This window comes from Pseudomonas sp. SH10-3B (genome assembly GCF_019891415.1).
GTDB lineage: Bacteria > Pseudomonadota > Gammaproteobacteria > Pseudomonadales > Pseudomonadaceae > Aquipseudomonas.
Genome location: NZ_JAFLXD010000001.1, coordinates 64,558 through 85,042, shown reverse-complemented (window position 1 = coordinate 85,042; position 20,485 = coordinate 64,558). Strand labels below are relative to the sequence as shown.

Annotated in this window: 17 protein-coding genes; 8 read left to right on the top strand and 9 right to left on the bottom strand. The window is 60.1% G+C overall.

Features of this window, described 5'->3' with window-relative positions; translation table 11 throughout:
• Nucleotides 1–10: 10 nt before the first annotated feature.
• The 7 genes from algG to yaaA all read right to left on the bottom strand — a co-directional run bounded on the left by algG (nucleotide 11) and on the right by yaaA (nucleotide 10,152).
• Nucleotides 11–1,579 carry a mannuronan 5-epimerase AlgG gene (algG, locus tag J1G35_RS00410; protein WP_053131355.1) on the bottom strand — a complete coding sequence of 523 codons (1,569 nt, stop codon included), beginning with the start codon at nucleotides 1,577–1,579 and terminating at the stop codon, nucleotides 11–13.
• On the bottom strand, nucleotides 1,579–3,066 hold the full coding sequence (locus J1G35_RS00405) for an alginate export family protein (RefSeq protein ID WP_053131352.1): 1,488 nt from the start codon (nucleotides 3,064–3,066) through the stop codon (nucleotides 1,579–1,581). Before J1G35_RS00405 ends, algG begins: the two co-directional genes overlap by 1 nt.
• The gene (gene algK / locus J1G35_RS00400; RefSeq protein WP_053131350.1) at nucleotides 3,063–4,454 is read right to left on the bottom strand and encodes an alginate biosynthesis TPR repeat lipoprotein AlgK; all 1,392 of its coding nucleotides are present in this window, start codon (nucleotides 4,452–4,454) and stop codon (nucleotides 3,063–3,065) included. The genes J1G35_RS00405 and algK overlap by 4 nt, the downstream gene beginning before the upstream one ends.
• Nucleotides 4,455–4,456: 2 nt before the next feature.
• Nucleotides 4,457–5,623, bottom strand: coding sequence for an alginate biosynthesis protein Alg44 (locus J1G35_RS00395; protein ID WP_053131927.1), 1,167 nt, complete (start codon nucleotides 5,621–5,623; stop codon nucleotides 4,457–4,459).
• Nucleotides 5,624–5,664: 41 nt separating this feature from the next.
• Nucleotides 5,665–7,146 carry a mannuronan synthase gene (gene alg8, locus J1G35_RS00390; protein ID WP_053131348.1) on the bottom strand — a complete coding sequence of 494 codons (1,482 nt, stop codon included), beginning with the start codon at nucleotides 7,144–7,146 and terminating at the stop codon, nucleotides 5,665–5,667.
• 83 nt (nucleotides 7,147–7,229) lie between these two features.
• Entirely contained in the window at nucleotides 7,230–8,546 is a 1,317-nt protein-coding gene (locus J1G35_RS00385) for a nucleotide sugar dehydrogenase (RefSeq protein WP_053131345.1), read from the bottom strand.
• A gap of 826 nt (nucleotides 8,547–9,372) precedes the next feature.
• The gene (gene yaaA / locus J1G35_RS00380) at nucleotides 9,373–10,152 is read right to left on the bottom strand and encodes a peroxide stress protein YaaA (RefSeq protein ID WP_223012903.1); all 780 of its coding nucleotides are present in this window, start codon (nucleotides 10,150–10,152) and stop codon (nucleotides 9,373–9,375) included.
• A 119-nt stretch (nucleotides 10,153–10,271) separates the two neighbouring features.
• On the opposite strand from yaaA, the gene J1G35_RS00375 reads away from it, so the two are divergent.
• The 5 genes from J1G35_RS00375 to moaE all read left to right on the top strand — a co-directional run bounded on the left by J1G35_RS00375 (nucleotide 10,272) and on the right by moaE (nucleotide 14,391).
• Nucleotides 10,272–11,396 (top strand): polysaccharide deacetylase family protein, encoded by a 1,125-nt coding sequence (locus J1G35_RS00375; protein ID WP_223012901.1) that lies wholly within the window; start codon nucleotides 10,272–10,274, stop codon nucleotides 11,394–11,396.
• Nucleotides 11,397–11,743: 347 nt separating this feature from the next.
• The gene (locus J1G35_RS00370; RefSeq protein WP_032877681.1) at nucleotides 11,744–13,138 is read left to right on the top strand and encodes a PhoH family protein; all 1,395 of its coding nucleotides are present in this window, start codon (nucleotides 11,744–11,746) and stop codon (nucleotides 13,136–13,138) included.
• Nucleotides 13,139–13,226: 88 nt separating this feature from the next.
• Nucleotides 13,227–13,700, top strand: a complete 474-nt coding sequence (moaC, locus tag J1G35_RS00365; RefSeq protein WP_223012899.1) for a cyclic pyranopterin monophosphate synthase MoaC — start codon at nucleotides 13,227–13,229, stop codon at nucleotides 13,698–13,700.
• The gene (gene moaD, locus J1G35_RS00360) at nucleotides 13,697–13,939 is read left to right on the top strand and encodes a molybdopterin converting factor subunit 1 (protein WP_223012897.1); all 243 of its coding nucleotides are present in this window, start codon (nucleotides 13,697–13,699) and stop codon (nucleotides 13,937–13,939) included. The genes moaC and moaD overlap by 4 nt, the downstream gene beginning before the upstream one ends.
• Before the next feature lie 2 nt (nucleotides 13,940–13,941).
• Nucleotides 13,942–14,391, top strand: coding sequence for a molybdopterin synthase catalytic subunit MoaE (gene moaE, locus J1G35_RS00355; RefSeq protein WP_223012895.1), 450 nt, complete (start codon nucleotides 13,942–13,944; stop codon nucleotides 14,389–14,391).
• 128 nt (nucleotides 14,392–14,519) lie between these two features.
• On the opposite strand, the gene rhlB is transcribed toward moaE, so the two are convergent.
• Together rhlB and J1G35_RS00345 are read right to left on the bottom strand one after the other, a co-directional pair.
• The gene (rhlB, locus tag J1G35_RS00350) at nucleotides 14,520–15,983 is read right to left on the bottom strand and encodes an ATP-dependent RNA helicase RhlB (RefSeq protein ID WP_223013118.1); all 1,464 of its coding nucleotides are present in this window, start codon (nucleotides 15,981–15,983) and stop codon (nucleotides 14,520–14,522) included.
• Between the two features lie 96 nt (nucleotides 15,984–16,079).
• On the bottom strand, nucleotides 16,080–16,736 hold the full coding sequence (locus tag J1G35_RS00345) for a dienelactone hydrolase family protein (RefSeq protein ID WP_223012893.1): 657 nt from the start codon (nucleotides 16,734–16,736) through the stop codon (nucleotides 16,080–16,082).
• Between the two features lie 345 nt (nucleotides 16,737–17,081).
• On the opposite strand from J1G35_RS00345, the gene J1G35_RS00340 reads away from it, so the two are divergent.
• The 3 genes from J1G35_RS00340 to J1G35_RS00330 all read left to right on the top strand — a co-directional run bounded on the left by J1G35_RS00340 (nucleotide 17,082) and on the right by J1G35_RS00330 (nucleotide 20,475).
• Complete coding sequence (locus J1G35_RS00340; protein ID WP_053131322.1) at nucleotides 17,082–18,113, top strand: amino acid ABC transporter substrate-binding protein; 1,032 nt, start codon at nucleotides 17,082–17,084, stop codon at nucleotides 18,111–18,113.
• A gap of 72 nt (nucleotides 18,114–18,185) precedes the next feature.
• A complete protein-coding gene (locus tag J1G35_RS00335) occupies nucleotides 18,186–19,367 on the top strand; it encodes an amino acid ABC transporter permease (RefSeq protein WP_053131320.1) in 1,182 nt (393 codons plus the stop codon).
• Between the two features lie 10 nt (nucleotides 19,368–19,377).
• Nucleotides 19,378–20,475: an amino acid ABC transporter permease gene (locus J1G35_RS00330; RefSeq protein WP_223012891.1), complete on the top strand. Its 1,098-nt coding sequence runs from the start codon at nucleotides 19,378–19,380 to the stop codon at nucleotides 20,473–20,475.
• The last annotated feature ends 10 nt before the right edge of the window (nucleotides 20,476–20,485 follow it).

Here is a 20,485-nt window from a genome sequence, read left to right as displayed (position 1 = left end):
AGGGTCATCCTCAGTCCTGCATTTCGGTCTGGCGTTCGACAGGGTCGATCAGCACGGCTTTCTGCTGGCGCACCAGCAGGTCGAGAATTTCTTCCTGACGATCGCCCAACACGCCGGAGAAGCTGATGCCGCTGGATTTGGTCGGCGCCAGCATCGATACGCGGTACAGCTCGATACTCAATGGCGAGTCGATGGACAGCGGCCCGCTGCCGTTACCCGCCAGTTCACCGCCGACCACGATCAGCGAGACCTTGGCGTCGAAGGGGTCGAGGGCGATGTCGCGGTCGGTGTCGGTCAAATCCTTGATGTGGCCGTACACGCCGGTCAGGCCGTTGGCCATGGCGGTGTTCTCGTACAGCTTGATGTTCACGCTGTTACGTATGCGGATGCCGTGGCGACGGTTGCTGATCACTTTGTTGCCCCACAGCAGGTTGTCGCCGCTCTCATAGAGGGTGATGCCGTCGGTGTGGTTGCGGTAGATCTCGTTGTCGGCGATCAGGTTGTTCACGCTGTTACGGTCGATCACCAGGCCCGAAAGCTTGTTGTCGTAGCTGCGGTTGTTGAAGATGAAGCTGTCGTTCACCTCACGGGAAATGATGATGCCGTGCTTCTTCTTGGTGCCGTAGACGGTGTTGTCCGCGATGATCAGGCCGTGGGAACGGTCATGGGGGTCAATGCCGTAGACGATGTTGTCTTTGTAGGTATTGCCCTTGATTACGAAGCCCGTGGTCTCGTAGCAGTAGAAGCCGTACCACATGTCCGAGAACTCGGAATCGATGATCCAGCCGGTCGGCTCAGGGCGCTTGAGCACCTTGGCCATGTTCGGCGTGTACTGGGAAATACTCACCCCGTACGACTTACTGTTGGCATAGCCGAAGCTGGCCATCTTGGTCTTGGAGACGTAAGTCTCGGTGCCGCCCCAGGCCAGCAGGAACGGGCGGAATTCCTTGGGCGACTTGAACAGCGCCGGCCCGTTGGCTTTTTCGTCCCAACCGGTGATCTTGGTGTCACGCACAAACAGCTGGCCGTCGTTGATCAGGAACGAACCGGCTTGCTGGGACAGGCGCAGCTCCTGGGTGTTTTTATCGATGTCCAGGATGCCCTTGCGGCCGACCACGATCGGCAATTTGGCCAGGAACACGCCCGGCGAGGTTTCGCTGAAGTACTGCTTGGGCACTTTGCCGAGCAGGTCCTTGAGGTTCATGTAACCGTCGTCGACAAAGATCGCCTGGGGAATACCGTGCTGACGCACCACCCATTCGGCCATCTTGTTGTCGCCGCCGATAAAGTCCTTCAGGGCGTCTTCCTGCATCATGCGGCGGATGCTGATCTTGCCGGGCTTGGTGCGTACGATCTTCTTTTCCATGGCTGCGGCGGTGTAGCCCGACAGGTCCGGCAGGGCTGGCTTGGCCATTTCCAGCGGCGCGGTCGGCGGGCTGGAAATGGTGTAGGTCTTGGCCTGTTGCAGTTCCTTGGCGATGGTCGGCGCCTTGGCCGCCGTATCGGCAAACGCTGTGGCACTGGCCATCAGCATTGCCGCGACGAGTAGGCTTTGAGCATTCATTGCGCAGGCTCCCATCAGAATTTCCAGATCACGTCGACAAACGCGCGGTGCATGTACGAGTCGACCTGGCTGCCGTAGGCATCACCTGGCTTGAACACACCGGCACGGAAACGCACCAGGGCCGACGGCTCGTCGATCGACTGGCTGAGTGCGGCTGGCAGCAGGCCGGTCTTGAAGTACTTGGTGACGACCAGGTCCATCTCCTGGCCCAGGTCTTTCTTGCCGTCTTCAAGGGGCAGGGAAGTGCTGGACAGGATCGCGCCGGTGACGTCATCGGTGTTGTTCTGCACGGCGTCGATGCCGTTGCTGCCGACTGGCTTGTTGCCGTCGACGCGCCAGAACTTGTGGTACACCAGGCTGGCGTCGTAGTCCTCGCGCAGCTGCCAGGAACCGAACAGGCTCATGGACTGCATGTTGTTCATCTCGCCACGAAACGCTTCGCCGAAACGGTGCACGCGGGACTGGGTGCCGGTGAAGTTCGAACGGTTGCTTTGCAGGCCGTTCTGCTCGTACTCGGCACTGGCGCGGGCATAGGCCGCACCCACTTGCCATTGCGGGTCCAGACGCAGGCGGATACCCAGGTCGGTCGCCCAGCCACTGACGTCATCGCTGCGCTTGGCCTCTGTCGGGCGGGTGCCGTCGGCGTTCAAGGCATTGACCGAGTCGCGGTCGCCTTTCATGCCGGTGACGCTGGCCCAGTAGTTGACGGTGTTGGTGTTGCGCCAGTTGTAGGCGTCGCTGTTGGCTTCGATGCCGAGCCAGGTCAGGTCACCGTTCTCACGCTTGTCCAGAGAGTCGGTGGCCACGCCCGGTTCCGGGTAGTCGAGCTTGCCGTTGTCATGGGTGTGGTGGCCGCGCAGGCCGATCCACTGGCCTGGCGTCCACTGGTAGGACGCATCGGCGTAGAGGTGCTGACGGTCCTTGTCCTTGGGCGACAGTTCCTTGAGGTCGGTGCGGTATTCGCTGAAACGTTCGGCGACGCCGACGTTGGCCTTGAGCAGGGTGGTGTCGAAGGTCCAGTTCAGCGCTTCGATGTTGGTGTCGCGCCATTGGCCGTCGTCGTTGCGCAGGCGTTGGCGACCGAGCTTGAGGATCTCGCCGGGGTAGGGCGTGAAGCCGCTGTAGCCAACCCAGAACTCACGCATGGCCAGGTAGTTTTTCTTGGTCTTGCGGTCGTTGTTGGTGGTTTGCTGGTTTTCGTCATCCGCCGACTGTTGCAGGGTGTCGGTCTCGATGATGTCGCTCGAAGCCACCGCCTGGCCCATGGCATAGGCGCTCCAGTTGCCGCTTTCGCCGTAGATCCACGGGCGCAGGTCGAGGCCGATGCCGTTGACGTCGCCGCCTTTCTGGGTGCCGAGGTCGCGGTCATCTTCGGACTGCGCGGTGGCTTTGACTTCCAGGCCGAAGTTCTTGGCTTCGGTCAGCGCGGCCAGGGTCGGGCACGACCACAGCAGGGCGAAGGTCAGGCCGATGCCGGCCTGCACGAATGGATTGAGCTTCATAGGGATTCCTCGCCGTCTTCTTCTTCCAGGGCGTGCAGTTGCAGTGCGCTCTGGGCCAGGGTGCCGCGCGCGGCCAGTTCCTGTTGCACCAGGCGTTGGCCTTGGGCGCGTTGTTCTGGTGTGAGCGGGGCTTCGAGCTGCGTGGCCAGGTCATTGGCCTCTGGCGTGTCCTGGGCTTTCGCCAATTGGCTGAAGACATAGGCATTCAATGGGTCGGGCTTGGTGCCCTTGCCTTGGGAAAACAATTGGGCGATGGCGAAGTCGGCGCTGTTCTGGCCGTTGCGCGCAGCGGTCAGCAGGTGGTCCAGGGCCTTCTGGGAATAGACCTGGCCCAGGTAACCACGGCGGTAGATCTGGCCGAGGTAGTAGTCGGCAGCCACTTCGCGGCCCACGGCTTTCTGGAAGTGCGCTTCGGCCGCCTTGGCGTCCGCCGGCACCCACTTGCCTTCGTAGTAGAGCTTGCCCAGCAACAGCTCGGCGCGCGGCTGGTCGGCGGCGCGGCCGTTGTCCAGGTACTTCATCATCTGGTCGACGTCGCCCAGTTCGGGGAAGTCGTAGAGCAGTTGTGCCAGGCTGACCCAGGAAGCGGGGTAGCCGGGGGCGATTTTTTCCAGCAGGGCCTGGGCGGTTTTCTCGTCAGTCTTGCCCAGTGTGGCGTCGCCCAATACGCGGGCTACGCTGTCGACGCGTTGGGCGGTGACGGTGCCGCGGCTGTAGCCGGCTTCCATCTGCTTGAGCAGTTCGGCCTGTTTTTCCGGCTCGGCTTTTTTCTGGTAGACCGTGGCCAACTCGACATAGCAGATATCGGTGGTGTTCAGCGCGGCCTTGCAGATGCGCTCAACGTCATCCAGATGCTGGTCGTAGGTGTCCTGGGTGCGATACAGCAGCACCTGGGCCAGGCCGGCTTCCGGGTAACCGGCGGCCTGCCACTTGCTGATCTGTTGCTGGGCATTCACGTTGGGGAAGCTGTGCGGGTATTGCAGGTACAGCATCGCCAGCGGGATCAGGGTGTTGCCTTCGCCATTGGCAAAGGCTTTTTTCAGCAGGCCTTCGGCTTCATGGTGTTCGGCTTCAGTGGAGCCTGGCTTGGCCACCAGCAGGCGACCGAGACGGGCCTGGGCGCGCGGCGAGGTATCCGCCGCAGCGCGGTAGGTGGCCTCGGCCTGTTTGATTTGCGCCGGATCGCGGGTGCCTACCTGGATATCGGCCAGGCCCACTTGGGCCTCGCTGTAGCCCAGGTCTGCCAGTTGCTGGTAATTCTGCTGCGCGGTGACGGTATCGCCACGCTTGAGCGCTTCATTGGCCAGGCGTTGGTCGGGCAGGCCGGCGCAACCGGCGAGGGCGATGGCCAGCGCCAGGGGCACCGGCAGGGTTCGAAGGGCGCTCATGATTAAAGACCTGCAGCCATGGCTTTATCGATCAGCCAGTTCAGGGATGGGCCACGGTCGCTGGTCACTTCCACCGGGCGGCCGGCGTAGGCGCTGTCCAGCGGGGCGTCAGGCTTGATCTGGACGCGGATGTCGGAGGACAGGTCGGCGCTGTTCAGGCTGGTGCTGCTGACGATGGTGCCGGTGCGCACTTGTTCTTCGTCGGCCACCTGGAAGCTCACCGGGGTACCTGGGCGCACGTCACCGAACTGGCGATAGGTAAAGCGAGCTTCGACGTTAGCCTGGCTGCCGCGTGGCACCAGTTGGAAGATCACATCGCCTTTGCTGGCGTACTGGCCGTCGGCGACCAGTTGCTGCGCCACCACGCAATCGCATGGGGAGGTGAGCGTGCCGGTCATTTGCTTGCCGAACAGTTCTTCGACCTTGGCCGGTTGCAGTTGGTCTTCGTCCAGATGGCCCTTGAGCACATCCAGCATGCTGGTGCTGAAGGTCGCCAGTGGCGCGCCTTTGGCTGCAATCGCGTCACCCTTGAGCAGGCTTTGCACGGTGCCGTCGCGCGGCATGGTCACGTTCATGCCAGGCACGCTCACCAGGCCGGCCTGAGCGTGGCTGACGAAGTACATGCCGTACACCGACTTGAAGACAAACCCGAACGCGGCGAGGCCGACCAGGAAGATCGCCAGGCTGAATGTCACGGCGCGCAGGCGGCCGAAGGCGCTCATGTTGCTGCCGCCGTCCTTGACCTTGCGCGCCTTGGTGAAGTTGTCGCGTTGGAGGGTCGCCAGCACATCACCCATGGTCACGATGTCGCCCGACAAGTGCGAGGTGATCAGGTGGCGCAGGGTGGAAATATCCTGGGCGTCGAGGTTCTGGAACTGGCAACCGGTGCGGCCGCTCTGGCGGTCGTAGGAGCGGATCTGCAGCTCCACATCCATGGCCAGGCCGAGGTTATCGATGACGAATTGCAGGCGACCCTTGTGCACTTCACCCACGGTCAACGGCTGGGTGGCGGTGAACGCCAGGCCGCCGGCCGAGAGGTCGATCACCCGTGCTTCGGTCTGGGTGCGGTCGGTGTTGAAGAAGCGCAGCTTGGCCGGGATTTTGACCCGGGCATGTTGGCGCTGGGCTTCGGATTCGTGGACAACGTTGGCGTTTACTTGACTGTTTATGCTCATTAGGGATAGCTCCTTGGTTAATTCAGGCTTGGCTGTCAGACCATCATCAGCAACACGGCAACGAAGATGCTGCCGGCGGAGAAGGTCATGGTCCGAGACGACCAGGTGTTGAACCAACGTTGAAAGCTGGCCAAATCGCGGGTCAGTTTGGTGTCCTGGCGGGTCCAGGACTGTTGATCAAGGCGGAAGAACACGTAGATCTTCACCAGCGCGCCCATGATCTGGTTGTAATAGAGAATCACCGGGTACGCCGGGCCGATCTTGTGGCCGGAGCACGACAGCAGCAGGGTCAGGATCAGGCGGGTGATGCCGATCCACAGCAGGTACGCGAGGATGAACGCGCCGCCGTACTTGAAGGTGGCGATGATGGCCACGGTCAGGCCGAGCAGGGAGGTCCACATCGACACGCGCTGGTCGAACAACACGATGCTGGTGAACAGGCCGAGGCGGCGTACACCCAGGCCGAGGGCGCGGGAGTTCTGGCGCAGGTTGTTGCCGTACCAGCGGAACATCAGCTTGCGGCTGGCCTTGATAAAGCTCTTTTCCGGCGGGTGTTCCACGGTGTGGATCGCCGCGTCGGGCACGTAGAAGGTGTCGTAGCCCAGGCGCATCAGGCTGAACCAGCTGGACTTGTCGTCACCGGTGAGGAACTTGAAACGGCCCAGGCGCCAGTGTTGCAGCGAGTCGCTTTCCACGTCGGCGATAAAGCCGGGGTCAGTCACGACGTTGGCACGGAACACCGACATGCGACCGGTCATGGTCAGTACGCGCTTGGACAGGGCCATCGAGCACATGTTGATGTGGCGCTGGGCGAAGCGCAGTTTGTGCCACTCGCTCATGATGTAGCCGCCGCGCACTTCGCAGAACTCGTTGGTGGTCAGGCCGCCGACGTTGCCGAACAGCTGGAACCACGGCACGGTCTTGCGCACGACGCCTTCGGCGAGCACGGTGTCGCCATCGATCACGGCAACCACGGCACGGTCGTCCGGCAGGTGGCGCGAGATGGCGCGGAAACCGAAGGCCAGGCCGTCGCGCTTGCCGGTACCGGCGATCCGCACGAAGTCGAGCTTGACGTGGTCCGGCGGGTTCATGCGTTCCCACAGGCTCTTGACCAGCAGCTCATCGGACATTTCCACCAGCGAGCAGACCACGGTGGTGGGGAAGCCGCATTCGATGGCCTCGCGAATCACCGAGCTGTAGACCTGCGCGGTGGTCAGCGCATCGATACGGAAGCTGGTGACCATCAGGAACACATGGGACGGGTCGGCAGCCTTGCCCAGCTTGCGCACTTTACGGCGCAGGTGGGGGTAGACCACGTACAGGAACAGCATGCCGCGAAAGAAATGCGTAGCACCCATCGAGTAGCGCCAGATACCGACGGCGCCAATCAGGAAAATAAAATTCTTCGACTCGGAGTCGAACGTACTCGCCGGCAACAGCAGGGCGAGACCCATCAGCAGGCTCAGGAAGAACAGCCAGCCGGCGGAGTGGAGCAGTACGTGTTTTAACTTGGACATAAGCGTCATCCGAAGGTGAAGAAGGCTTCGAGCTGCAAGCGCTGGGGATTGGTACGCCTGCAGCCCGAAACTTGCCGTTGCTGTTACCAGCAAATGCCTTCGGTACGGCCGGTCGCACAGGTGGCCTTGGACATGAAGCCCACCAGGTCGATCACTTGCTTGCCGTGCGGTGCGTTCTGCGCCAGGGCACGGAACTTCTCATCGCGGTTGCCCAGGATGATCACGTCGGAGTTGTTGATCACTTCGTCGAAGTCCGAGTTGAGCAGGGACGACACGTGGGGGATCTTGCCTTCGATGTAGTCCTTGTTCGCGCCGTGGACACGGGCGTATTCGACGTTGCTGTCGTAGATGCTCAGGTCGAAGCCCTTGCCGATCAGCATTTCCGCCAGCTCTACCAGCGGGCTTTCGCGCAGGTCATCGGTACCGGCCTTGAAGCTCAGGCCCAGCAGCGCGACTTTGCGTTTGTCGTGGCCGGCGACGATGTCGAAGGCGTTCTGCACCTGGGATTCGTTGCTGCGCATCAGCGAGTTGAGCAGCGGCGCTTCCACGTCCAGGGAGCTGGCGCGGTAGGTCAGGGCGCGTACGTCCTTTGGCAGGCACGAGCCGCCGAAGGCGAAGCCTGGGCGCATGTAGTACTGGGACAGGTTGAGGGTCTTGTCCTGGCAGACCACTTCCATCACTTCGCGACCGTCGACGCCGACGGCCTTGGCAATGTTGCCGATCTCGTTGGCGAAGGTCACTTTGGTGGCGTGCCACACGTTGCAGGTGTACTTGATCATCTCGGCAACGGCGATGTCCTTGCGGATGATCGGTGCGTCGAGCTCTTCGTACAGGGACTGCAGGACATCGCCGGAGGCTTTGTCGAATTCGCCGATGACGGTCATCGGTGGCAGGTCGTAGTCGGCAATGGCGGTGGATTCGCGCAGGAATTCCGGGTTGACCGCAACACCGAAATCGACGCCGGCTTTCTTGCCGGAGCAGTCTTCGAGGATTGGGATGACCACGTTGGCCACGGTGCCTGGCAACACGGTGCTACGTACGACGACGGTATGGCGGGTGGCTTTGTCACGCAGGACAAAACCGATCTCGCGGCACACGGCTTCGATGTAGTCGAGTTCCAGGTCGCCATTTTTCTTGCTTGGCGTGCCGACGCAGATCATCGACAAGTCGGTATCGCGGATGGCGTCGGCGAAGTTGGTGGTGCCGCGCAGCCGACCGGTCTCGATACCCTGGCTCAACAGCTCGCCCAGACCTGGCTCAACGATTGGCGATTTGCCTGCATTGATCAGGTCGATCTTATCCTTGGAGATGTCTACGCCGACCACTTCGTGGCCACGGGCAGACAGGCAACCGGCACACACTGCGCCAACGTAACCCAAACCAAATATGCTGATGCGCATCGCAATTACCTCTGTATTTAAATCATGCCATTAGATGGCTGGAGTTCATGTTTGCAAACGTCACAAATGCCGCGAAAGTTGGGCGAATAGACGCCGACTTACCGCGTACAGGCATGTTGAATAACGAGTGACTAACTATTGCACTCAAGTTGTGCGCAACTTGGCCTTGTTATTGGGGCCTGCCCTGAAATGCAGCCAGCCTTCCTGGGAGAAGGGCCTGGCGCCAGTGCCGCAGGGCTTTGATAGAGGCCGTAAGCCTTTAAGTATCAATGCCTTGGGTTGTCTCACTGACCCATTAGGGTAAGCACAGCCTTGGCCTTATAGTTCGTGGCAATTAATCCTTATCGCCGCTCTCAACTAATCGGTTGGTGATGTGACCACTGAGTCAAAGTTCAATGTGACAACTTTGCTACTTCCGTTGGTCCGCCTTGTAAGTCATCTCCTACAGAAACAGAGAATTTCGTTACCGGTGGTATGAGCGGTGCTTTAGGACGAAGTTCCTGGCCGCTCATCCTGTTTGCGGAAATTTCTTGAAATATTAGCGAAGATGGCACTAGTACTATATTGATAGCACTTGCTATTTGGGCCAGTAGTTGTGGGGAGTTGGCGCGCAGGGATAGTTTTGTGCCACTACTGATTTAAAAAAGTGGTGCCACTACGAAAAAAAATCGGAAATGTCGAGTGAAAAAAATGTTAGGGATGCGAGCGTGTGTTTTTTGACGTCAAATAATTGGCTTATCTTGGTTTGAAGCGCGGGCAAAATGTGGGAGGGGGCTTGTCCCCTCCCACATTTGGATTTCATCGTCTGAAAGAGGCTGGTACGGCCTTATTCCGGTGCGTGATCGCGCAGGAACACCAGATTATCCGGCTTGGACTGCTCCGCATTGAAGCGATAGCCCTGCACATCGAACTGCTTGAGCTTGGCCGGATCGTTGATGCGCTCTTCGATCACGAAGCGGCTCATCATGCCCCGGGCCTTTTTCGCGTAGAAGCTGATGATCTTGTACTGGCCGTTCTTCAGGTCCTTGAACTCGGTGTTGATGATCCGCGCGTTCAGGGCCGTGCGCTTGACCGCCGAGAAGTACTCGTTGGAGGCCAGGTTGAGCAGTACGTCGTCGCCTTGTTCGGCCAGCGCTTCGTTCAGCCATTCGCTGATGCGCGTGCCCCAGAAGGCGTACAGGTCCTTGCCACGGGCGTTGGCGAGTTTGGTGCCCATCTCAAGGCGGTACGGCATCATCAGGTCCAGGGGGCGCAGCAGGCCGTACAGGCCCGAGAGCATGCGCAGGTGGTCCTGGGCGTAGCTGAAGTCGGCATCGGTGAAGGTGTCGGCGTTGAGGCCGGTGTACACGTCGCCCTTGAACGCCAGCAAGGCCTGCTTGGCATTCTCTGGGGTGAAGGCCGGGGTCCAGCTGCCGAAGCGGGCGGCGTTGAGGCCGCCGATCTTGTCGGATACGTGCATCAATTCGCTGATCTGCGCCGGGCTCAGTTCGCGCAGTTGCTCGATCAGCACCTGGGAATGGTCCAGGTACTGTGGCTGGGTAAAGCGCTGGGTCGCCGGCTTTGACTCGAAGTCGAGGGTTTTGGCGGGGGAAATCACCATCAGCATGAAGTCGTCTCCTGTAATCGTGCGGGGATTCTAGGGGTTGGGGCGTTTTGACTCCACCTATGATGGCGATAGGCGCGATCCGCTATGATGGCCGGTGACTCTGGAGAGGGAGACCCTGCGTGCGAATAGCGCTTTTGTTGTCGGCTTGCCTGCTGTGCCTGAATGCCCAGGCGGCGCCGGTGGATGTAGCCAGCCTGGACCGTGGCACCTGGCCGGAAAAACTCAGCAGCCCGGCGCTGTTCGATGTGGCCTCGCGTGCGGAAATCCTGATGTTCGCCCACAGCCTGCTGGCCAGTGAAGCCCTGGATGAAGCTGCACTCAAGCAGCGCCTGGGCTTGAAGATCATCAACCTGGCCGCCATCGACGACCTGCGTCGCGAGCTTTGGCAGCGGTTGTTGGAGAACTACACCTTCGCCCAGCAGAGTTGCGAAGTTGACGCCTCGTTCTGCTACCTGGTGGAGAGCATGGACGACCTGCGGGAGCAGGCCGGCAAGTTGGCGATCAGCGAAGACTCTTTCTATATAGGCTGGGCAGCCCCCAGCCATGCCTTCCATGAGCGTTACCTGGACGAACTGCTGCGCAAGGCCGCGCTGTTTCCGCAGATCAGCAGCGAAGTTGCGCGCTTTGGCGACCATGAGCGTAATGGTGACGAGTTCAACGACCGTCTCTTCCTGCTGACCTTCGACGGCGGTCCGGCGCCGGTCAGCGGCAATACCGACTGGCTCGCCGACTACCTGCGCAAGCAGAAGATGAACGCCACCTTCTTTGCCCTCGGCAGCAGCCTGCAAACCCGCGTGGAGCGCAGTTCCGCCGCTGAGGTGGAGGCGTTGTACCAGGGGCAGTGCGTCGGCACCCAGGGCTGGCAGTACCGTTCCCATAGCCATTGGGTCGACTGGCAAGGCTCCATTACCCGCAGCGCGCAGTTGGTGCAGAACCTGATGCCGGAAAACTACGTGCCGCTGTTCCGTCCGCCTTACGGGCAACGTCGCGCGGACAGCCAGGGGTTTTTCCAGTCCCAGGGCTTGCAGGTGGCGTTATGGGACATCGATTCCCAGGACGAGCCGGGCAAGCTCAAGGCGGATGAGTCTGCGCAGCGGGTGCTCACGTTGATGCTGTTGTGGCGCAAAGGCGTGATTGTGTTTCACGACACCCAGGACAAGGCGCGGGTGGCATTGCCGATGTTGCTGCAAGCAACGGCGCAAAGTGGGCTGGGTTGGCAGGACTGCCGGGAAGCATTTCGTTAAAAAGATGAAGTGCCCGGCCCTGTTGGGTGCGAGGCATTTTTGCGCTGATTTTTTGCAACATTTCGATGCAGGCGGACTTCCGACTTTAACGGTGCATCGGGCACTCGGCTAGTGCTATTCGTCATCCTGAAAAATAAACTTCAAAAAAGCGTCAAAGTGCTTTTTCCTGTCATGGGTTTTGCGGTATTACGAAGTCAGATCGCCGAAACCTGCAACACAGGTGGCGTCTTCCAAGACTCCTCATGTGGGCACTGCGCTTGACGTCACTCAGGTGCAGTCGGTGGTCGAATCGAGGCGCAGCACTGTCGTGGTATTGCGTCGACTGGCTCCCACAAAGGTGACCGAGTATGGATGATCATGGACGCACCCCTTCTTCCGACCAGCCAATCCTTTATGTGCTTGATACCAATGTATTGATCCACGATCCAAACGCACTGCTTAACTTCGAAGAACACCACGTCGCCATTCCGATGATCGTGCTTGAGGAGCTCGACAAACTCAAAAGCGGGCACCACAGCGTGGCTGCCGAATGCCGCCAGGCCATCCGCCTGATCGACAAGACCCTGGGCGAAGCGTCACCCGAGGACGTGGAAGTCGGCGTGCCGATCCAACGCGGCAAAAGCGGGCCCAAGGGCTTGCTGTCGATTCTGATGAGCAAGCGCAGCGAGCCCAACAGCCTGCTGCCGGAAAACCTCAACGACAACAAAATCATCAACCAATTGATCGACCTGCATGCGCGCGACAAGGACCTGCGCGTGGTGCTGGTGACCAAAGACATCAATATGCGCCTTAAGGCACGAGCGTGTGGGATCGCTGCCGAGGACTACAGTACCGACCAACTGGTCGATGACGTGTCGATGCTGTCCCGTGGTTATCACATGATGACCGGCTCGTTCTGGGACCGTGTCAGCAAGGTCGAAACCCGTCAGGATCACGGCCGCACCTGGCACCAGGTACAACTGATCGACAACCTGCCGGCCGTGCATATCAATGAATTCATCGTCGACGAACAGGGCTTTGTGGGCTGGATCAAAGAGATCCAGGTCGACAAGCTGCTGATTCTCGACCTGCATCAGGAACCCTTGTTGCACCAGGAAGCCTGGGGCCTGAAACCGCGTGACATCTACCAGAGCCTGGCGCTGTATGCGCTGCTCGACCCGGATATCCACCTGGTCAACCTGACGGGTGCTGCCGGTTCCGGTAAAACCATCCTCGCCCTGGCCGCCGCCATCGAGCAGACCATGGTGACCAAGCGCTATCGCCGCATCATCGCCACCCGCTCCGTGCAGGGCCTGGACCAGGAAATCGGTTTCCTGCCCGGCACCGAGGCGGAAAAAATGGAGCCGTGGCTGGGGGCGATCACTGACAACCTCGAAGCCTTGCACATGGATGACGAAAACACCCATGGCAGCGTCGACTACATCCTCAGCAAAGTGCCGTTGCAGTTCAAATCCCTCAACTACATCCGAGGTCGCAGCTTCCAGCAGAGCCTGATTTTGATCGATGAATGCCAGAACCTGACCCCGCACCAGATGAAAACCATCATCACCCGTGCCGGCGCCGGTTCCAAAGTGGTGTGCCTGGGCAACCTGGCACAGATCGACACCCCTTACCTGTCCGCGACCAGCTCCGGGCTGACTTACCTGACGGAACGCTTCAAGGATTTCCCGAACGGCGTGCACATTGCGCTGCAAGGGGTGCCTCGCTCGATTCTGGCCGAATACGCCGAATCGCATTTGTAAACGCGGTCAGTGTGGGAGGGGGCTTGCTCCCTCCCACATTTGTTATGCATTGGGTTTACAATCGCTGCTCCTGATCAGGAGTATCCCTGTGCTGACTCATCTCGATTCCCAAGGTCGCGCCCATATGGTCGACGTCACTGACAAGTCCGTGACGTTCCGTGAGGCGGTGGCCGAAGCGCGGGTGCGCATGCTGCCCGAGACCCTGAAAATGATTGTCGACGGCGCCCATCCCAAGGGCGACGTGTTTGCCGTGGCTCGCATTGCCGGGATCCAGGCCGCGAAAAAAACCAGTGATTTGATCCCCTTGTGTCACCCGCTGATGTTGACCGGGGTCAAGGTCGAACTGAGTGCCGATGGCGCAGACTCGGTGCACATCGTCGCGCGCTGCAAGCTGTCCGGGCAGACCGGGGTGGAGATGGAAGCGTTGACGGCGGCCAGCGTCGCCGCGCTGACCATCTATGACATGTGCAAGGCCGTGGATCGCGGCATGACCATCGAAAACATTCGCCTGCTGGAAAAGCTCGGCGGAAAGAGCGGGCATTTCAAGGCAGACCAGGCATGAGCATCAACGTATTGTTTTTTGCGCGTTACGCCGAAGCGGTGGGCCTCGATTCGCTGGAGATGGAAGGCGAGTTCGCTACCGTGGATGCCGTGCGGCTGGCATTGGCCAGCGACCCCGAGTTCGCCGTACTTAACGAGGCGAGCGTGATGTGTGCGCGCAACGAGGAGTTGTGTGATCTCGATGAACCGGTGTTGGCCGGTGATGAAGTCGCGTTCTTCCCGCCCGTGACCGGAGGCTGAACATGGCCATTCGTGTACAGGTCGAACCGTTTGACCCCGGTGCTGAAGTCAACGCGATGCACGCGGCGAATGTGGGCGTGGGCGCGGTGGTGAGTTTTGTCGGCTATGTGCGCGACTTCAATGACGGTCGCGAGGTGGCGGGGATGTTCCTGGAGCACTACCCCGGCATGACGGAAAAAGCCTTGGCCAAGATCGCCGTCGAAGCCGAGCAACGCTGGCCGCTGCTCAAGCTCGAAGTGCTGCATCGTATCGGTGCGCTGCAGCCAGGTGAGCCGATTGTGTTTGTGGCGGCCGCCAGCGCTCATCGCCAGGCGGCGTTCGATGCCTGTGCGTTTGTGATGGATTACCTGAAAACCCGTGCGCCGTTCTGGAAGAAGGAAAATACCAGCGAAGGTGCGCGTTGGGTGGAAGGTCGGGACAGCGACCACGCAGCTGCTGATCGCTGGAAATAGCCAGCCGAACACAGAACCAAATGTGGGAGGGGGCTTGCTCCCGATAGCAGTGGGTCAGTCACAGATAAAGTGACTGACACCCTGCTATCGGGAGCAAGCCCCCTCCCACATTTTTATTGCATTTCAGCTTACGGGCGTTTGCGTTCTACAGCCCGCAGCAAGTGCGTCGGCGGTGTCTCGCAACTGATCTTGCGCCCCAGCAACGTCTCGATCGACGGCAACTGATACGAGTCATCTTCCCCGGCAAAGCTGATCGACACACCCGCAGCGCCCGCCCGGCCGGTGCGGCCAATGCGGTGCACGTAGTCGTCCGGCACTTCCGGCAGGGTGAAGTTGATCACGTGGCTGATGCCGTCGATATGAATCCCGCGCCCGGCCACGTCGGTGGCCACCAGCACGCGAATCTTGCCTTCGCGGAAGCCTTCCAGAGTCTTGATGCGCTTGTGCTGCGGCACGTCGCCGGACAGTTGCGCGGCATTCACGCCATCGCGCACCAGGCGTTCTTCGATGCGACGCACCTCGTCTTTGCGGTTGGCGAAGACCATCACGCGCTCCCAACCGTTGTCGTTGACCAGGTTGTAGAGCAGCTTGTACTTGTCGGCACCGGCCACGGCGTAGATGTGCTGTTCGACGTTTTCGCTGGCGACGTTCAGCGCTTCGATTTCGACGATGGACGGCTCAGTGGTCCACTGCTTGGCGAGGTTCATCACGTCTTCGGTGAAGGTCGCGGAGAACAGCAGGGTCTGACGTTCGTTTTTCGGCGGGGTCTGGCGAATGATCTGGCGCACTTGTGGGATGAAACCCATGTCGAGCATGCGGTCGGCTTCGTCCAGCACCATCACTTCGACCATGTCCAGGTGCACGTCGCCGCGCTGGTTGAAGTCCAGCAGGCGGCCAGGAGTCGCCACCAGGATGTCGCAGTGGCGGGCTTCGAGGTGCTTGAGCTGCTTGTCGAAGTCCATGCCGCCCACGAACGTCATCACATTGAGGCCGGTGTACTTGGTCAGGTCGGCGGCGTCCTTGGCGATCTGCACCACCAGCTCCCGGGTAGGGGCGATGATCAGCGCGCGCGGTTCACCCATGTAGCGTTCTTTCGGCGGCGGCGTTTGCAGCAGCTGGGTGATGATCGAGATCAGGAACGCGGCAGTCTTGCCGGTACCGGTCTGGGCACGACCGATGGCGTCTTTGCCGGCGAGGGTGAAGCCCAGGACCTGCGCCTGGATCGGCGTGCAGTACGGGAAACCCAGGTCCTGAATGGCGTGCATCAGTTCCGGGGCGAGTTTGAAATCGTGGAAGCGAGTCTTGCCTTCCTGGGGCTCGACGACGAAGTCTTCGAGTTTCCACGGGATCACCGGCGGTTTTGGCGCGCGTTCGCGGCGAGGCTTGGGGGCGGGTGCGGCTTCAGCCTCAGGTTTTGCCTGTTCGGGTGGTGTCACCGTCGGTGTCTGCGGCTGGGCGACAGGTGCAGTCCGGCCGGGCTGTTGACCGTCATTGCGGCTGCCGGAGGAGGGCACAGGAGCACTGGGAACAGGCGCGAGCGGCTCAGCCTCGCTTTTGCCGAACATCTTCTTGAGTGCTTTGAGCACGGTGATCTCATTAATTGGTTAAGGAATGTACGCCGGCCAGTGTAATGCAAGAATCGGGCGCGGCGTAGTGCGTCTGTCATACGGCTACATAAACACGGGTTTTCAGCCCAGGCGCGCCGTCAGCCAGGTACCTATGTCGTGTATCTCCTGGGGTAACACTTCGTGGCCCATTGGGTATTCCTGCCATGTCACGGTGACACCACGGCTCTTCAGATGCTCATACGCCGTGCGCCCCATGGCGTTCTGCACCACCTCGTCGTACTGGCCGTGCAGGCAGAGGGCGGGAATGCGTTGCTGGCTGGCGGACAATTCCAGCTCATCACTGAAGGTGGGCGCATAGGTAGAGAGGGCGATCACGCCACCCAGCGCGCCCTGCCATTTGGTAAACGCTGTGTGGAATACCACCGCGCCACCTTGGGAAAAGCCTGCGAGGAAAATTCGCGAAGCGTCTATTCCGTCGCTTTTTTGCGTCTTGATCAGTTCGGTGACCATTTTCGACGACTCATCCAGTTCTTCCAGGCTGATCGAACGCGCCGGGCTCATGGCCTTTATGTCGTACCAGCTGGGCATCTCGTAGCCGCCGTTGATCGTCACCGGACGCGTAGGCGCCTGGGGCAACACAAAGCGGGTGGACAGCAGGCTTTCCTGCAGCGCCTCGGCCACCGGTAGGAAGTCGTAGCGATCGGCACCCAGGCCATGCAACCAGATTACGCAGGCGTCTGCGGGCTTGGCGGGCTGAAGAATCAAGGGTTCGGTCATGTCTGCTCCATAAATGTGCGTGCGCTCCGATTAAGTGCGACGGAACGGTGCGCGACAGGTTGATCTGTTAAGAGAATGTCGCAAGGTTGAATCTTTTTCTATTGACCATGGGCTGAAACGACTCAGCGACCACTCTGGTACGCGCCTTGCTATGTGTAGGTCGATGTCAGAACTTTCCTGAGACGGTAACACTATCAGTGACTGCCGCTTTCGGGATAGCAGCTGGAATTACCGCGAAAGCCTCATGCCGCTTGACCCTAAAAAAAGCCAACACGGGTCGATATCGCCTCATAAGGGTGCGCTGAGGTTGGAGCTTCGACACAACAAGAGCAACTGGAGGTTTGAATGAAGGTATTGAAATCCACCCTGGCCATCGTTTGCGCGGCGGCTGTACTGGGTGTCAGCGGTTTCGCCCAAGCCGGCGCTACTCTGGACGCTGTGCAGAAGAAAGGCTTTGTGCAATGTGGCGTGAGTGACGGCTTGCCGGGTTTCTCGGTACCGGATGCCAGCGGCAAGATCCTCGGGATCGATGCTGACGTTTGCCGTGCCGTGGCCGCTGCTGTTTTCGGCGATGCCACCAAGGTCAAATTCAGCCAGTTGAACGCCAAGGAGCGTTTCACCGCGCTTCAGTCCGGCGAAGTCGACATCCTGTCGCGTAACACCACCATGACCAGCTCCCGCGATGCGGGCATGGGTCTGAAATTCCCGGGCTTCATTACTTACTACGACGGCATCGGCTTCCTGGTTAACAACAAGCTGGGCGTCAAAAGTGCCAAGGAACTGGACGGTGCAACCATCTGCATCCAGGCCGGTACCACCACCGAGCTGAACGTTTCCGACTACTTCCGTGGCAACAACCTCAAATACACCCCGATCACCTTCGACACCTCCGATGAAAGCGCCAAGTCGCTGGAATCCGGCCGTTGCGACGTACTGACCTCCGACAAGTCCCAACTGTTCGCCCAGCGCAGCAAGCTGGCCGCGCCGAAGGACTACGTGGTTCTGCCGGAAACCATTTCCAAGGAACCGCTGGGCCCGGTCGTGCGTAACGGCGACGACGAGTGGCTGGCCATCGTGCGCTGGGTTGGCTACGCCATGCTCAACGCTGAAGAAGCCGGTATCACCTCCAAAAACGTTGAAGCTGAAGCCAAGTCCACCAAGAACCCGGACGTTGCACGTCTGCTCGGTGCTGACGGCGAATACGGCAAAGACCTGAAAGTGAAGAAAGATTGGGTTGTACAGATCGTCAAGCAAGTCGGTAACTACGGTGAAGTGTTCGAGCGCAACCTGGGCAAGAGCACCCCACTGGAAATCGACCGTGGCCTGAACGCGCTGTGGAACAACGGCGGCATTCAATACGCACCACCTGTGCGCTGATCGCTGATGGTTCTGTCACCCGGTGGGCCAACCGCCGGGTGATGTTCTGTTCCATTCTCTCCGGGGCACTTCATGCAAAATCAAATCGGCGCACCAAAGCAGAAGCTCAGCTTCAGCGATCCCAAAGTGCGTGCGTGGCTCTTCCAGATCATCACGATTGTGGCGGTGGTCTCGCTGGGCTGGTACCTCTTCAATAACACCCAGACCAACCTTCAACACCGGGGCATTACCTCGGGTTTCGACTTTCTTGAGCGCAGTGCCGGCTTCGGCATCGCGCAGCATCTGATCGACTACACCGAATCGGACAGCTACGCCCGCGTCTTTGTCATCGGCTTGCTCAACACCTTGCTGGTGACCGTGATCGGTGTGGTCCTGGCGACGCTGCTCGGCTTCATCATCGGCGTGGCACGTCTGTCCCCGAACTGGATGATCAACAAGCTGGCGACCGTGTATGTGGAAGTGTTCCGCAACATTCCACCGCTGCTGCAGATCCTGTTCTGGTACTTCGCGGTGTTCCTGACCATGCCGGGGCCGCGCAACAGCCATAACTTCGGCGATACCTTCTTTGTCAGCAGCCGTGGTCTGAACATGCCGGCAGCGCTGGCCGCTGATGGCTTCTGGCCGTTTGTGGCCAGCATCGTGGTTGCCATCGTGGCAATCGTGCTGATGGCGCGTTGGGCCAACAAGCGCTTTGAGGCGACCGGTGTACCGTTCCATAAGTTCTGGGCGGGCCTGGCGCTGTTTATCCTGATCCCGGCGTTGTGTGCCTTGATCTTCGGCGCGCCGCTGCACTGGGAAATGCCTAAGCTTTCAGGTTTCAACTTTGTCGGCGGCTGGGTACTGATCCCTGAACTGCTGGCGTTGACCCTGGCGCTTACCGTGTACACGGCAGCGTTTATCGCCGAGATCGTGCGTTCGGGCATCAAGTCCGTCAGCCACGGCCAGACCGAAGCCGCGCGCTCCCTGGGCCTGCGCCCTGGGCCGACGCTGCGCAAGGTCATCATCCCGCAAGCCCTGCGGGTGATCATTCCGCCGCTGACCAGCCAGTACCTGAACCTGGCGAAAAACTCGTCGTTGGCCGCCGGTATCGGTTACCCGGAAATGGTTTCGTTGTTTGCCGGCACGGTGCTCAACCAGACCGGCCAGGCGATCGAAGTCATTGCCATCACCATGAGCGTGTACCTGGCGATCAGCATCAGCATTTCCCTGCTGATGAACTGGTACAACAAGCGCATTGCGCTGATCGAGCGGTGAGGAAACGCACATGAGTTCGCATACTTTCAAACCTGATATGCCGCCGCCGAGCAAAGTCTTCGGACCGGTGGCCTGGATGCGCGCCAATCTGTTTTCCAGTTGGCTCAATACCCTGCTGACGCTGTTGGCGTTTTACCTGATCTACCTGGTGGTGCCGCCGATCCTGCATTGGGCCATCCTCGATGCCAATTGGGTCGGCACCACGCGCGCCGATTGCACCAAAGAGGGCGCGTGCTGGGTGTTTATCCAACAGCGCTTCGGGCAGTTCATGTACGGCTACTACCCCGGCGACCTGCGCTGGCGTGTGGACCTGACCGTGTGGCTGGCCATCGTTGGCGTGGCGCCGTTGTTCATCTCGCGTTTCCCACGCAAGGCGATCTACTGCCTGAGCTTCCTGGTGCTGTACCCGATCATCGCCTACTTCCTGCTGCACGGCGGGATCTTCGGCTTGACCAACGTGGCCACCAGCCAATGGGGCGGCCTGATGCTGACCCTGGTCATCGCCACCGTCGGCATCGCCGGTGCCTTGCCACTGGGCATTGTGCTGGCGTTGGGACGGCGCTCGAACATGCCGGCGATTCGTGTGGTCTGCGTGACCTTCATCGAGTTCTGGCGCGGCGTGCCGCTGATCACCGTGCTGTTCATGTCCTCGGTGATGCTGCCGTTGTTCCTGCCTGAAGGCATGGGTATCGACAAGCTGCTGCGGGCGTTGATCGGCGTGATCCTGTTCCAGTCGGCCTACGTGGCCGAGGTGGTGCGTGGCGGTTTGCAGGCGATCCCTAAAGGTCAGTACGAAGCGGCCGCGGCGATGGGCCTGGGTTACTGGCGCAGCATGGGCCTGGTGATTCTGCCGCAAGCCCTGAAGATGGTGATCCCGGGCATCGTCAACACGTTTATCGCGTTGTTCAAGGACACCAGCCTGGTGATCATCATCGGCCTGTTCGACCTGCTCAACAGCGTCAAGCAAGCCGCCGCCGACCCTAAATGGTTGGGTATGGCCACCGAAGGCTATGTGTTTGCCGCCCTGGTGTTCTGGATTTTCTGTTTTGGTATGTCGCGCTATTCCATTCATTTGGAACACAAGCTCGACACAGGCCACAAGCGTTAGGAGTTGATGT